The sequence below is a fragment of the Arthrobacter sp. zg-Y877 genome (assembly GCF_030373105.1).
Lineage (GTDB): Bacteria > Actinomycetota > Actinomycetes > Actinomycetales > Micrococcaceae > Arthrobacter_B.
The window spans coordinates 563,554-577,266 of record NZ_JAUCPU010000002.1 but is presented as its reverse complement, the minus strand read 5'-3'; the positions used below and the strand labels follow the sequence as shown (position 1 = coordinate 577,266).

Below are 13,713 nucleotides of genomic sequence, written 5' to 3'. Positions count from 1 at the left end.
GTGACGGCAGGGCGTGTCGCAGGCCGGCGGGCCGGTTTTGTTTCCCTTGGTCTGCGTGCACCGGCAGGTAGAGTCGGAGCATGGGTGCAACTGAACTTATTCTGGTACGCCACGGTGAATCCGCAGGCAATGTGGCCGCTACCCGCGCCGGCCGCGAGGGCGCCGAACGCATTGACATTCCATGGCGGGACCCCGACGTTCCCTTGAGCGCCGACGGCGAACAGCAGGCCGCAGCACTGGGCCGCTGGTTTGCCGGGCTTCCCGCTGGGGAACGGCCCGACTCCGTCTGGTGCTCGCCCTACCTGAGGGCACGGCAGACCGCGGAACTGGCGGGACTGCCCGGCATCACCGGCGGTATGCGGATTGATGAACGCCTGCGCGACCGGGAACTGGGCATTTTGGACCTGCTGACCTCTGCCGGCGTCGCGGCACGTTTTCCGGAGGAAGCCGAACGCCGGTCCTGGCTGGGCAAGTTCGTATACCGGCCGCCGGGCGGCGAGTCCTGGGCCGACGTCGCACTGCGGCTGCGCTCGGTCTTCCGCGATCTGGATGACGAGGAAGACGGCAAGCGGGTGGCAGTGGTCTGCCATGACGCCGTGATCCTGCTGATCCGCTACGTTCTGGAACGGATGAGCGAGCAGGAACTGCTGGACACCGCCGCCGCCAACAGCGTACGGAACGGTTCCGTCACCCGGCTGGTGCGTCCCAGCGGAACCGGGCCGTGGCAGCTGCACACCTTTAACAACGTGCTCCACCTGCAGGACGGCGGAGCGCCCGTAACCGAACATGCAGGAGAAACTGATGACATCCACCCCCGCTGAGCTCGTCACCCCTGCGCTGCTGCGCGGCTGGAGGCTGTCCACCGAGGCCTCCGGCAAGGAAGACCGCGGCACCGTACTGGTGATCGGCGGAGCCCGCCGCACCCCCGGAGCCGTGATGCTGACCGGTCTTGCCGGACTGCGGGTCGGTGCCGGCCGCCTGACCATGGGGTTGGCGGAATCGGCGGCGATCGCCGTGGCCGTTGCGATCCCCGAATCCGGGGTGGTCGGACTGCGCGAGGAATCCGGCGGGATTGACGGCGAGGCGGCCGGTGCATTGCTTGAATCCGATCTTTCAACCGCGTCGGCCGTAGTGATCGGCCCCGGGCTGGATGACCCCGACCAGGCAGCAGCGCTGCTGCGGTCAGTGGTGCCGCTGCTCGGGGACAAGACACAGGTGGTGCTGGATGCGTATGCCCTCGGTGTGCTGCCCGGACTGCCTGATCTTTACGATGCCCTGGCCGGACGCCTCGTCCTGACCCCGAACGGCGCCGAAATCATCCGCCTGCTCGAGGATGAGGAGGCGGACGAAGATTCCCTGGACCTGGCGAAGGCGTCCCTGGAAGTGGCGCGGAAATACTCCGCCGTGGTCAGCGCACACAACGTTATTACCGCTCCCGACGGAAAGAGCTGGGAGGTTCCTGCCGGAAATTCCGGTCTGGGCACTTCCGGTTCCGGGGATGTCCTTGCCGGTGCCGTAGGCGGGTTCCTGGCCCGCGGGGCGACGCCGGAACAGGCTGCCTGTTGGGGAACCTATCTGCACGCCGTGAGCGGGGACCGGCTCTCAGCCTCCCGGGGGCCGCTCAGCTTCCTGGCACGGGAATTGCTGGACGCCATGCCTCCGGTGATCGCGGAGCTGAATTAGCGCAGGCCTGTATCCCCGCCGGATGCCCCATAGCTCCGGGATGGCCCATATCCTGAGGGTATGACTGCGAACGAATACCGGACCGGACCGGCGGGGCGTCCACCGGCGTCGATACCGTGGCTTTCCTACCGCTTCACCCGGCGGGATGCCGTGGCGGCCGGATTCTATGTCCTGTTCCTGCTGGTCTTGAGTTTCGCACCGGGGCTCATTTTCCCGGTGCTGGTGATGGTGGTTCCGGATCCCCTCACCGCCTCCTACGTCCTGAACCTGGGCTTCTACGCAGTTGCCGGCCTTTTGGCCTTCCTTGCGGCCCGCCCGTATGTGGTGCGGGAAACGAAGATCCTGGCCACCCGCCCGGTGCTGACGCTGTCTCTGATTCCCGCGGGCGTCATCATCATGCTCATCGCCACCATGGCCGCTGTCCTGGTGACAGGGGATGTCCAGACCGCAGCGAACCAGGAAGCGGTCCAGGGGTTTGTCGGGTCCGTCTCGCCCTGGCTGATCATTCCCCTGATCGTGGTGCTGGCGCCCTTTGTGGAGGAGTACATCTTCCGGCACCTGCTGATCGGCAAGCTCAGCCGGTACTGGAATATCTGGGCCTGCGGCATCCTGTCGGTCCTGTTGTTCGCGTCCATCCACGTCGTGGGCAAGGAATCCCTCACCCTGCCGGTCCTGGTGCCTTACCTGGCGATGGGTGCCACCCTGGTCGGCCTCTATGTCTGGGCGGGCAACAACTTCATGCTGTCCTACGGGGTGCACGCGGCGAAGAACCTCCTGGGGGTGCTGGTGATGTACGCGGTCCCGCCGGAGCTGCTTCAGCAGTAGCCGGGCCTCGCCGCCGGAGAAGTGGGTGCCTGAGCACTGCGGTAGCATCGCCACCAACCGGTCAATAATCCGGCAACAATGGGGGACAACATGGCAATCGGCTCGGCGTTTGGAATTTTGTATCTGCTCGCGGTTATCGGGGTTTCAGTCCTGGTGGTGTGGGCGCTGGTGTTGGTGATTATCTTCCTGCGGCTGCGCATCGCCCAGCTTCGTGGCGTGCCCGGCGAAACCGGAGAACCCCTGTAGCACCGAGCCGCCCCGGCATCCGGATGCCGGGGCGGTACGGCAGCTAGGAGCCGGCCTTTTCGATCTGCTCAGTTTCCGGTGCCCGCACCAGGGAGCCGTTGCATGGAACCACCCGCTCCGGCCGGGCTAAGTAGAAAAAAGAACTCCGCGCACCGGACTCGAAGCCGCCGGGCACCATCAGCGTGGAATAGCGCTGGCACCACTGCGGGGTGTCGACGGCGGCCGCCAGTGCGGTGGCAACGGCCGGAACGTTGTGGAACCACATCAGGTGCTGGATTCCTTCGGACACCAGGTAAATGAGGTCCAGCTGCGGATCGGCCGTGGCTTCGACGTCCGACCACTGCTCCCAGCCCTCGAGACGGCGGCCGTGGATCCAATGGATGTTGTGCCCCGGCGCGAAGCCGCTGCAGTTGCTGAGACCGGATTTGCTGACACTGGAAATGCTCACAGTGGGTTCCTTTTCAGGTTGTCCTTGCCTGCAACGGACGAAGCAGGCCGCTTCGTCATCCGAACCACCCGCCGAACAGTGGGGTTGGTGTGGGGCCAGTCGGAGCTTTTATGCCCGGTTTCCCGGGCGGAGGCCACATCTCGTGAAGCTGAAAACTACTTTAGCGGAGGCCGCCGACATTTCGACAGGGGCCATTCCCGGGTGTGCGGCGGTGAGCGTTCCGGTGGGTGCGCCGGGCGGACCGGAACGGCGGCAACGAAAACTTCCGCTCGCAGAGCTCGCGAAAGTTATTAAAGCCGCCTAACCCGGCCCGTCCGGCGCCATAGTCCGCAGCTCGCCTTCCGTCCGCGGAAGGTCCCGGGGCCGAATACCCTCGCACACTCCCCACCAGAGGTGGGCCCGAAGGATGCGACAGCCGGGATGAGGCTCCGCTCCTCACCATCCGGGGCATTGCGGAAGGTGACGGACGCACGAAGGCGCCGGGAGGAGACGGACCCACGAAGGGGTTTGGCAGGAGTCGACGCACGCCCAAGGCGGGGCGGGAAGCAGCGGACCCACGAAGGGCTTGGCGGACGGTGACGGACGCACGAAGGGGTCTGGGGGAGGCGGCTTTAATATTCTCCGCGAGCTCTGCGAGCGGGGAATTTCGTTGCCGCCGGATCCAGGCCCCGAAGGTGCCAAGGTTCCAGCCCGCTGGGGTGGGCACCCCAGGGACCTACCGGCGACTTACCGCCAGCCGGCCCCCGGGGCGACGAGCTTGACGATGCTTTCCAGCAGCTGCGCGTTGTAGTCCACGCCGAGCTGGTTCGGCACGGTCACCAGGACCGTGTCCGCTTCCTGAACGGCGGCATCTGCAGCCAGCTCCGCGGCGATGACGTCCGGTTCACCGATGTAGCTCTTGCCGAACCGGGCCAGGCCGCCGTCGAGGTGGCCCACCTGGTCGCGGCCTTCGGCCTGGGCGCGGAGTCCGAAGTACCGCCGGTCCGCCTCGGTCACCAGGGGAATGATGCTGCGGCTGACGGACACACGCGGTGTGCCCTGATGCCCGGCGTCGGCCCACGCCTGCCGGTACACGGCGATCTGCTCGGCCTGCAGCTGATCGAACGGCACACCGGTGTCTTCGGTGAGGAGGGTGGAGCTCATGAGGTTCATGCCCTGCTCTCCGGTCCATTTGGCGGTGGCCCGGGTGCCGGACCCCCACCAGATGCGGTCGGGGAGACCGGGGGAGAGGGGGTCGACGGCCATGGCGCCGGTGCTGCCGGTCATGGCCGGATCGGCCTGCGCCACACCTGCTCCGGCTATGGCGGCCCGGAAGACTTCCGTGTGCTGCCGGGCCATCTCGGCGTCGGAGGAATCCGGGCCGGGAACGTAGCCGAAGGACTCATAGCCGCGCAGGGCCGGCTCGGGGGATCCCCGGCTGATGCCCAGCTGCAGCCGTCCGGCGCTGATCAGATCGGTGGCTGCAGCATCTTCGGCCATTCCGATCGGATTCATGTAACGCATGTCGATCACGCCGGTGCCCAGCTCGATCCGGCTGGTCCGGGCGGCCATAGCCGCGAGCAGTGGGAACGGTGCGGAGAACTGCGGTGCGAAGTGGTGGACCCGCAGATAGGCACCATCCACCCCGACCTCCTCCGCAGCGACGGTCAACTCAACCTGCTGACGCAGTGCGTCCCCCGCTGAAGGGGTCAGCGACCCAATCGCATTCCGGTAATGTCCGAAGGACAGGAACCCTATTTTCTTCATATCAGCTCCAGCGCCGGAGCGGTCGGCAGTATTCCCGCTCACATGCAGGACAGCGAAAGGAAGCAGCTCCAATGCACATCACCATAATCCCGGGCTACCAGGGCTCACCGCCGGAGCAGTGGCAAAGCCGCTGGGAGGCAGAGCTGCCCGATGCCACCCGCATCTCGCCGTCGTCGTGGGACGAACCCGATCTGGAGGACTGGATGGCCGCCCTGGACCGGTCCGCCGGAGCGCGGAACGGGCAGACGGTCCTCGTTGCGCACAGCCTCGGCTGCCTGGCCGCAGTGGAATGGCTGCATCGGAACCCCGACGGCGCCCGCGGCGCGTTCCTGGTCAGCCCGCCGGATCCCGTTGCTGCCTCCTTCCCGCAAGTTGTTGAAACATTCCGGAATCCGCGGATGGAGGAACTGCCCGTTCCCGGCCTGCTGATTGCCAGCCAGAGCGACCCCTATTGCGCCCTGCCCGCGGCACGGAGCATGGCCGCAGCCTGGAACGTGCCCGTCATCGATGCCGGCGAGGTGGCCCACATCAACGAAAAGAGCGGTGTGGGGTCCTGGCAGCAGGGCCGCGACCTGTTCACCGCCTTCACCGCAGGGCTGGGGGAACGGCCCGCAATCGGATAAGAATGGGCACATGGATCTTCCGGTGATGCCTCCGATTGCCCCGATGCTGGCCAAATCCGTCAGCGCCCTGCCCCGCGGGGACTACCTCTACGAACCAAAGTGGGACGGGTTCCGGTCCATCATTTTCCGGGACGGCGACGACGTCGAAATCGGCTCCCGGAACGAAAAGCCGATGACACGGTACTTCCCGGAACTCGTCGACGCCCTCCGCACGAATCTTCCCGAGCGGTGCGTGGTGGACGGCGAAATCGTGATGGTGGCCCCGGACGGAAAGCGGCTCGATTTCGAACTGCTCCAGCAGCGCATCCATCCCGCCGCCAGCCGGGTAAAACTGCTCGCTGAGGAAACCCCGGTCCGGTTCGTGGCCTTCGACCTGCTGGCACTGGGCGACACCGACTACCGCGACCGCCCGTTTTCCGAGCGCCGGGAAGCCCTGGTGCAGGCCCTGAAAACGGCGGAGGCACCGGTCTCCGTCACCGCCGCCACCGACGACGCGGACCGCGCGCAGGACTGGTTCGCCCGCTTCGAAGGCGCCGGGCTGGACGGGATCGTGGCCAAACCCCTGGACGCTCCGTACTCACCCAACAAGCGCACCATGGCCAAACTCAAGCATGAGCGCACCGCCGACTGCGTGCTCGCGGGCTACCGGGTGCACAAAAGCGGCCCGGACCTCATCGGTTCGCTGCTGCTGGGCCTCTACAACGACGACGGCGTGCTGGTGAACGTGGGCGCGGCAAGTTCCTTCTCCATGGATCGGCGCCGGGAGCTGTTCGAGGAACTCCAGCCTCTGGTCGCCGTCGAGGACGGGCATCCCTGGGCCGAGGGGGAGCAGGAGAAGGGCAACCGCACCCCGCGTAACTCCGAGGGCAGCCGCTGGAGCGGGAAGAAGGACTTCTCCTTCGTCCCGCTGCGCCCGGAACGGGTGATCGAGGTGCGTTATGACCATATGGAGGGGGAACGGTTCCGCCATGTGGCTCAGTTTTCCCGCTGGCGGCCGGACCGCACCCCGGAATCCTGCACCTACGGGCAGCTGGAGGAGCCGGTGAAGTTCGATCTCGAGGAAGTCCTCGCCGGCGACTCCTGACAATCCCGGCCGCGCGGCCTGCGGTATTTGCCGCAGGAAGATATGGAAATCCGCTGCAGGGGTAGACCGGAACGGGCGGGCTGTGCTTAACGTCTAAGCCCAAGCTCCACGCAGGCCGCGACGCCTCCTGTCAGGCCTGCCCTGTCGATCGGGAGAATCCCATGCTCCAGGATGCAGACCTTGAAGCCCTCCGCCGTGTGGTGCACGGCCCGTTGGACAGCCGCGGCGGCCCCGGATACGCCGACGGCACCGCCGGATTCAACCCCTCGGTGGTCCAGCGGCCCGACGCCGTGCTGGGTGCCGTCGACTCCGAGGACGTGCGCAATGCGGTCCGCTGGGCAGCGCAGCGTGGCGTTCCCGTGGGCATGCAGGCGACCGGGCACGGTGCCGCGGCAGCGATGGAGGAGGGCCTGCTGATCAATACCTCCCGGCTGCAGGACCTGGCGGTGGACGCCGATGCCGGCACGGTCACCGTAAGTGCCGGGGTGCGCTGGCGGTCGGTGCTGGAACGGACCGTGCTGCTCGGGCTCACTGGCCCGCATGGCTCTTCCGGAACGGTCGGTGTGGTCGGCTACGCGTCCGGCGGAGGGCTGCCGCTGATGGGCAGGGCATTGGGATTCGCCAGCGACCACGTGCAGTCCCTGGACGTGGTCACGCCCGACGGCACGCTGCGGCATCTCGAAGCCGGAAACAGCGAGGACGCCGAGTTGTTCGCGGCGCTGCGCGGCGGCAAGGGTAATTTCGGCGTCATCACGTCCATGACGCTTGGGCTGACCCCGTTCCGGGAGTTCTACGGCGGCGGCATCATGTATCCGGAAGACGCAGGCCCGGAGGTCCTCGATGCCTTCCGCGTCTGGACCGCCCAGCTGCCGAGCGACGCCTCGGCGTCCCTGGCCTTCCTGCACCTGCCGGACGTTCCGTTCCTGCCCGAGGAGCTGCGCGGAACCGCGCCGGTGCATTTGCGGTTCGCACTGTTCGGCAGCCCGGAAAGCGGCAATATGCTGCTGGAACCCATGCGGCATGTATCCGAGCCGATCATGGATACGGCCGGGCCGATGGACTACGGGGCAGTGGACAGCATCCACATGGACCCGGACGCCCCGGTACCAAGCCTGGACAGCGGCTCGCTGCTGGGTTCCTTGCCTGAGGACCTGGCAGACGCCCTGCTGGAGCAGGTGGGGCCGGGGTCGGATACTCCCTTGATGATGACGGAGATCCGGCTGATGGGTGGCGCCCTGGCGCTGGACCCTCCGGTCGGGGACGCGGTATCCGGCCGCGGGGCAGGATTTAGCCTCTACTCGCTGGGGCTGAACGTTCCGCCGGTTGCGGACGCCACTGCAGCGGCTTTAGACAGGCTCGACGCCGCCGTCGAACCGTACACCGCAGGGGCACTGATCAATCTGCGCGGACACGTTCGCACGGAGGCAGGAGCCCAACCCGCCTGGGACCCGGAGGTTCTTCGGCGGTTGCAGGCGGCCAAGGCCACCTACGATCCGCAGAACCTGTTCCGGTTCGGCCACGCGGTGCCGGTGCCGGTGTTCTGAGGGCTGCGGCCGGCGGCCCTCAGTGGTGTGGCCGCTACCGGCGGTTCCCGCCGCGGCAGTCCGCCCCAAATATGCGGCCCGCGTCCTCGAGGATGGCTGCGGTGTAGCCCTCCCGGTAACCGGTTTCCGTCGGATGCAGATCGAACTGGCCGCCCTCGAAGAGGATCCAGGAATCAGTGGAACCGACCCCGTGCCCGCCAAACTCGTCCACTACATCCACGAACACCCCGCCACGCGGAACCTGTTCCTCAATGACCGCGTTCAGGGCGTCGGTTCCCTCGTTGAACAGAGCCTGCGCCTGGGTACTGAGCGGTCCGGGGGTTCCGGCCTCGAACAGGTACGGGTAACCCGTCACCACCAGGGTCGCCTTCGGAGCCAGCTCCGTGATCCGGGCAAACTGTTCCGCCAGCTCGGGTGCCAGGACGTTCCGTGCGTAGGCTGCCGTCTGTTCGATGGCGGGAGCGCAGGTGGCCGGCAGCTGCGCGCCGGCACAGGCGGCCACCACGGAACCGAACCTCACGTCGTTGCCGCCAATCGTGACGGTGACGGCGTCGGTCTGTTTCGTCAGGAGGCCGCGGGCCTCGGCGTCGTCGATCTGCTCGGGCAGGTCCACCGGTCCGGCGGGTGCTGCGGGCGGCGTCGTCAGAGCGGTCGCGCCCGCGCAGCTGACATCGCCGTCGAGCTCCACCCGGTTTTGGGCATCCAGGAGAGCGGGGTAGCCCTGGGCGGTCCGGCCGCACGCGTCCAGCACTGGGCCGCCGCCGTAGCCGGAGGCATACGAATCACCGAACGCAACATAATCGATGCCGCTGTTTCCCCGCCCGCCGCCGTTCCCGTGGCCGTTCCCGTGGCCGTTCCCGCCGCCGTTCCCGTGGCCGTTCCCGCCGCGGTGTTCCGCTGAGTGTCCGCCACGGGAATCGGCTCCCTGGCCGACGGCGGAGGCCGGGGCGGCACCACCCGCCAAGAGGGCGGTGCTGGCCAGAGCCAGAACGGCCAAACGGCGGGACAGCGCGGGAATGGGGCTCATCTTTGTGCTCCTTTGCAGCGGGTACAGCGGTTAGGCACGAGTCTGTCGCAGTGCGGAGCGGGCGGCAACCACGACACACGCCCACTCAGGGCCCACGAAGGCGGCCATGATCCAGGGCGGGACAGGTGTGGCAGGGGGAGCTTTCCGCTACGCTGGCGAGATACCGACCGCATGGTCAGTAATCCGTGCAGGCGAGGGTGCCTCCGGAGGCTGGCTGCGGCTTTCCCTGCAGCGAAAGGCCCGAAAATGACGGCAACGGCCATAGACGTCGAGACGGTTCCCAGCTATGTCCGGGACGCCTGGTGGACCCCCAATCCTTCCGGACCGCGCGGTACGGAAGTGTATGACGCCAGCACCGGTGAACTGCTGGTCCTGGTGAGCAGCGAGGGCCTGGATACCGCCGCCGCCGTCGACTACGCCCGCACCGTGGGCCAGACGGAACTGGGCAAATCCACCTTTCACCAGCGTGCCCTGATGCTTAAGGAACTGGCAGTGCGCCTCAACGCGCAGCGCGACGAGCTGTACGCAGTCTCGGCCCGCAGCGGCGCCACCCGGACGGACTCGCTGGTGGACATTGACGGCGGCATCGGTGTCTTGTTTGCCTACGGGTCCAAAGGCCGGCGGGAACTGCCGAACTCGACCGTGATCATCGACGGTGCCGCGGAACAGCTCGCCAAGGACGGCTCCTTTCTCGGCGAGCACCTGTACACCCGCATCCCGGGCGTCGCCGTGCAGATCAACGCTTTTAACTTCCCGGTCTGGGGCATGCTGGAAAAACTGGCGCCGGCGTTCCTTGCCGGGGTGCCCAGCATCGTCAAGCCAGCCAGCCCCACGGGATACATCACGGCAGCAGCCGTCCGGATGATTGTGGACACAGGCATCCTCCCCGCCGGATCCCTGCAGCTGGTTTCGGGTTCCGCGCGGGACCTGCCGGACCACCTCGACTACCGGGACATGGTCTCTTTCACCGGTTCGGCTGACACGGCGGAGCGGCTGCGGTCGCACCCCCGGATCGCCACGGGCGGGGTGCGGTTCACGGCGGAAACGGATTCGCTGAATGCAGCCGTCCTCGGCCCCGATGCGGTCCCCGGAACCCCCGAGTTCGACGCGTTCATCCGGTCGCTGGTCACTGAGATCACGGCCAAGGCCGGGCAGAAGTGCACCGCGATCCGCCGGGCCATTGTTCCGTCCGGCCTCGTGGATGACGTGGTTGCCGCTGCCGGAGAACGCATCCGCGGCCGCGTGGTCCTGGGTCATCCGCGCGCGGAGAACGTCACGATGGGCGCCCTGGCCTCCCGGGAGCAGCTGGACGGCGTCCGGAACGCCGTGCAGCGGATGCTGGCTGCCGGCGCGGAACTGGCGCTGGGATCCCTGGACGCGCCCGACGTCGTCCTGGCGGACGGGCGCACGGGACCCGCGCCGGAGGGCGCCTTTATGGAACCGCTGCTGCTGACGTGGCCGGACAGTGACGCCGATGCGCTGCACAGCATCGAAGCGTTCGGCCCGGTGGCCTCGGTGGTGGGCTACACCGACGTCGCCGACGCCGTCCGTCTCGCCGCGCGCGGTGGCGGATCCCTGGTCGCCACGGTCTGCACCAATGATCCGGACGTGGCCCGGGAACTGCTCACCGGCATTGCCGGACACCACGGGCGGGTGCTGTTCCTGAACCGCGAGGACGCGCGGACCTCCACCGGGCACGGCTCGCCCGTGCCGCATCTGGTCCACGGCGGCCCGGGCCGGGCGGGCGGCGGCGAGGAACTGGGCGGCATCCGCGCCGTCCGGCACTACATGCAGCGCACCGCGGTGCAGGGCTCACCCAACATGCTCACGGCTCTCACCGGCATCTGGCATTCCGGCGCTGACCGCCGGTTCGACGCCGGACATCCGTTCCGCAAACCGCTCAGCGAGCTGCGGGTGGGCGACGCCGTGCGGTCGGACCTGCGGGAAGTGGCACTCGAGGATATTGCTGCCTTTGCGGAGACCACGGGGGATACGTTCTACGCCCATACCGACGCGGCAGCGGCCGAGGCGAATCCGTTCTTCCCCGGCATCGTGGCGCACGGGTACCTGCTGCTGTCCTGGGGCGCGGGCCTGTTCGTGGATCCTGCCCCCGGTCCGGTGCTGGCCAACTACGGCCTGGAAAACCTGCGGTTCCTGACGCCGGTGGCCGCGGGGGACTCCATCCGCGTCACACTGACCGCCAAGAAAATCACGCCCCGCGAAACCGACGACTACGGCGAGGTGGCCTGGGACGCCGTACTGACCAACCAGAATGACGAACTGGTGGCCACCTACGACGTGCTGACCCTCGTCGAGAAGTAACGCCCGGAAGTATCGGCGAGTCAGGCGTTGCGCTTCCGGTACGTCTGCATCTTCGTCCGCGCGCCGCAGATCTCCATGGCGCACCAGGTTCCACCCCGGTTGCGTGAGTTGTCGAAAAAGACCCACCGGCACACGTCGCGCCGGCAGGCCTTCAGGCGTCGAAGCTGGGCCGGGTCTGAGCTGGCCAGAACCGCACCTATCCGGGCCAGGGCGGCACGGACCGGAGGCTGGGGTGTCGGTACAACGCCGGGTGTTCCCTCCACCACTGACACCCGGAGAGGAAGCTGCTCCAGCGCGCGGTCCAGACGCCGCAGGCCCTCGGCGTCGTCATCCGGCGCCGGGGTCCTGTGTCCGTCCCCGTTATGCCCGGCTCCGCCGTGCCCGCTGTGCTCGTCGTCGTTATGCCCGGCTCCGCGGAGTCCGCCGTCGTGGTGCGTGAGGAAGAGGGACCGCATCCCTTCCCGCAGGTCGATTGCCAGGGCGAGATCCCCGTCCGTGGCAGCTTCACCATCCCGAACCAGTCCGTAGCTTGCCAGCCAGGCGACAAGGTCCTGGGGGTTCCCCAAAGCATCTTTCCCGGCTTCGCAATCCGCAGTGTTGACGAACACCTGGGCAAGCCGCAGCGGTGCAGGTGCCGGTGCGCGTCCGCCGGGCTCGGGGTATCCGCTGTCCGGTGGAATCCGGTTCGTCGAGGTGTTACCGTTCATCGAAAGTTACCGGTAACCAACGCGGGAGCTGCTACGGACAATAGGTGGGGGACCATGCGCGGACCAGTTCGGAGGCCTGCACCCCACCTTTCCGATGGGCAGGGCAGAGCCGGACTCCGCCTTGCTGCGTGTATCTCGCACATGCCTTCATTATTGCCCTTCACGTCCGCAGGAGCTGTGCAGCGGGAGGCCGCGGCATGAGGGATCCCAGCTGGGTGCTGCTGCGCACCCACCGCAGCTTCCGCCGCTACTGGCTGGGGCAGGCCGCCGCCGGTGCCGGGGCCCAGGTTACGGCCATTGCTCTTCCGCTCGTGACTGCCATCGCGCTCGACGCCGGTCCCGCAGCGGTAAGCCTCGTTGCCGCGGCCGGCACCCTGCCCTATCTGTTGTTCTCGCTGCTGGCCGGGCACTTCCTGCAGGGCCGGGACCAGCGGCGCTGGATGGTCGCGGCCGATCTTGCCCAGTGCGTGCTCCTGGCCCAGATACCGCTGGCCTGGGCCGGTGGTTGGCTCAGTGTTCCGCTGCTTGCGGCACTTACCTTCGCCAGCGGCTGCTGTGCCCTGGCCTTCGGGTTATCCGCCTTCGCCTATGTGCCCTCCCTCGTTCAGGACACGAATCTCGCGCCTGCCAACCGGGCCGTTCAGGCCACTCGGACGGTCACGGAAATCGGCGGTCCCGGGCTGGCCGGAATGCTGGTCTCGGCCGCGGGGGCTCCCGGCGCACTGGTTGCCACCATGCTGGGCCACCTGGCGTCCGCTGTTGGCGTGGCCTCGAGTCGACCGTGGCAGGGCCGGAACGAGGTGGAGGTTCCGGAGAAACGCCCCACGCTCCTCAGCGGACTGCGGATCCTGTTCGGGGACCGGTACCTCCGGGCACTCACGGTCCACGCGGCCACCTACAACGCCGCCGAACAGATCCTGGTCCTCAACCTGATCCTCTGGGCTGTGCAGCAGCAGGACGTCGGTGTTGGCGCGTATGGGACTGCACTGGCGGCAGCCGGCGTCGGCGGTCTGCTCGGTACCCTGACCGCGCTCCGCCTGGCCGACATGGCGGGTCTTGGCCGGGCCTTCGCCATTTCGCTGGTGCTTTCCTGTGCGGTTCCGCTGCTGCTTCCGGTCTGGCCGGTCACCGGATGGGCGCTCGCCGCCGTGATTGGTGCGGTGATGCTGCTGCGCGGCATCGGCGAGGGCAACGCCAATATCTACTCGCTGACCATGCGCCAACAGCTCATTCCGTCCGCGGAACTCACCCGCTCCGCCGGAGCCTATACGCAGGTCATGTACGGCTCCATTCCGCTGGGCGCACTGCTTGCCGGCGTCATCGGCGAAACGCTGGGGGTCCGCGCCGGAGTTCTCCTCGGCGCACTCGGGCTGGTGGTCTCCGCGGTTCCAATGCTCACCCCGGCCTGGCTGCGGCTGCGGGACATCCCCGTTACTGCGCCCGAACCCGCGCGGTAAC

13 protein-coding genes and 1 riboswitch are annotated in these 13,713 nt (G+C 67.6%); of the genes, 9 read left to right on the top strand and 4 right to left on the bottom strand.

The features are described 5' to 3' along the window. The first annotated feature begins 80 nt into the window (after positions 1 to 80). The 4 genes from QNO03_RS06830 to QNO03_RS06815 all read left to right on the top strand — a co-directional run bounded on the left by QNO03_RS06830 (position 81) and on the right by QNO03_RS06815 (position 2,754). Positions 81 to 821 carry a histidine phosphatase family protein gene (locus QNO03_RS06830; protein ID WP_289602684.1) on the top strand — a complete coding sequence of 247 codons (741 nt, stop codon included), beginning with the start codon at positions 81 to 83 and terminating at the stop codon, positions 819 to 821. Continuing rightward, positions 802 to 1,683, top strand: a complete 882-nt coding sequence (locus tag QNO03_RS06825) for an NAD(P)H-hydrate dehydratase (protein ID WP_289602683.1) — start codon at positions 802 to 804, stop codon at positions 1,681 to 1,683. Before QNO03_RS06830 ends, QNO03_RS06825 begins: the two co-directional genes overlap by 20 nt. 60 nt (positions 1,684 to 1,743) lie before the next feature. Beyond that, on the top strand, positions 1,744 to 2,508 hold the full coding sequence (locus QNO03_RS06820) for a CPBP family intramembrane glutamic endopeptidase (protein WP_289602681.1): 765 nt from the start codon (positions 1,744 to 1,746) through the stop codon (positions 2,506 to 2,508). A 90-nt stretch (positions 2,509 to 2,598) separates the two neighbouring features. Next, positions 2,599 to 2,754, top strand: a complete 156-nt coding sequence (locus QNO03_RS06815) for a hypothetical protein (protein ID WP_289602680.1) — start codon at positions 2,599 to 2,601, stop codon at positions 2,752 to 2,754. 43 nt (positions 2,755 to 2,797) lie between these two features. On the opposite strand, the gene QNO03_RS06810 is transcribed toward QNO03_RS06815, so the two are convergent. Then, entirely contained in the window at positions 2,798 to 3,202 is a 405-nt protein-coding gene (locus QNO03_RS06810) for a hypothetical protein (RefSeq protein ID WP_289602679.1), read from the bottom strand. A 15-nt stretch (positions 3,203 to 3,217) separates the two neighbouring features. Further along, a riboswitch (SAM riboswitch) is annotated at positions 3,218 to 3,350 on the bottom strand. Positions 3,351 to 3,928: 578 nt separating this feature from the next. After that, positions 3,929 to 4,948, bottom strand: coding sequence for an LLM class flavin-dependent oxidoreductase (locus tag QNO03_RS06805; RefSeq protein WP_289602677.1), 1,020 nt, complete (start codon positions 4,946 to 4,948; stop codon positions 3,929 to 3,931). Positions 4,949 to 5,019: 71 nt separating this feature from the next. Between QNO03_RS06805 and QNO03_RS06800 the strand changes: the two genes are divergently transcribed. The 3 genes from QNO03_RS06800 to QNO03_RS06790 all read left to right on the top strand — a co-directional run bounded on the left by QNO03_RS06800 (position 5,020) and on the right by QNO03_RS06790 (position 8,199). Next, entirely contained in the window at positions 5,020 to 5,571 is a 552-nt protein-coding gene (locus tag QNO03_RS06800) for an RBBP9/YdeN family alpha/beta hydrolase (protein ID WP_229947015.1), read from the top strand. A 10-nt stretch (positions 5,572 to 5,581) separates the two neighbouring features. Further along, positions 5,582 to 6,655, top strand: coding sequence for an ATP-dependent DNA ligase (locus tag QNO03_RS06795; protein ID WP_289602675.1), 1,074 nt, complete (start codon positions 5,582 to 5,584; stop codon positions 6,653 to 6,655). Between the two features lie 161 nt (positions 6,656 to 6,816). Next, positions 6,817 to 8,199: an FAD-binding oxidoreductase gene (locus tag QNO03_RS06790; RefSeq protein WP_289602674.1), complete on the top strand. Its 1,383-nt coding sequence runs from the start codon at positions 6,817 to 6,819 to the stop codon at positions 8,197 to 8,199. Positions 8,200 to 8,233: 34 nt separating this feature from the next. On the opposite strand, the gene QNO03_RS06785 is transcribed toward QNO03_RS06790, so the two are convergent. Continuing rightward, entirely contained in the window at positions 8,234 to 9,226 is a 993-nt protein-coding gene (locus QNO03_RS06785) for an SGNH/GDSL hydrolase family protein (RefSeq protein WP_289602672.1), read from the bottom strand. A 246-nt stretch (positions 9,227 to 9,472) separates the two neighbouring features. On the opposite strand from QNO03_RS06785, the gene paaZ reads away from it, so the two are divergent. Then, positions 9,473 to 11,548 (top strand): phenylacetic acid degradation bifunctional protein PaaZ, encoded by a 2,076-nt coding sequence (gene paaZ, locus QNO03_RS06780; RefSeq protein WP_289602670.1) that lies wholly within the window; start codon positions 9,473 to 9,475, stop codon positions 11,546 to 11,548. A 20-nt stretch (positions 11,549 to 11,568) separates the two neighbouring features. Here paaZ and QNO03_RS06775 read toward each other — a convergent pair whose 3' ends face one another. Next, a complete protein-coding gene (locus tag QNO03_RS06775; RefSeq protein ID WP_289602669.1) occupies positions 11,569 to 12,255 on the bottom strand; it encodes a CGNR zinc finger domain-containing protein in 687 nt (228 codons plus the stop codon). Between the two features lie 197 nt (positions 12,256 to 12,452). Here QNO03_RS06775 and QNO03_RS06770 point away from each other — a divergent pair, with 197 nt between their 5' ends. Further along, on the top strand, positions 12,453 to 13,712 hold the full coding sequence (locus QNO03_RS06770; RefSeq protein WP_289602667.1) for an MFS transporter: 1,260 nt from the start codon (positions 12,453 to 12,455) through the stop codon (positions 13,710 to 13,712). The last annotated feature ends 1 nt before the right edge of the window (position 13,713 follow it).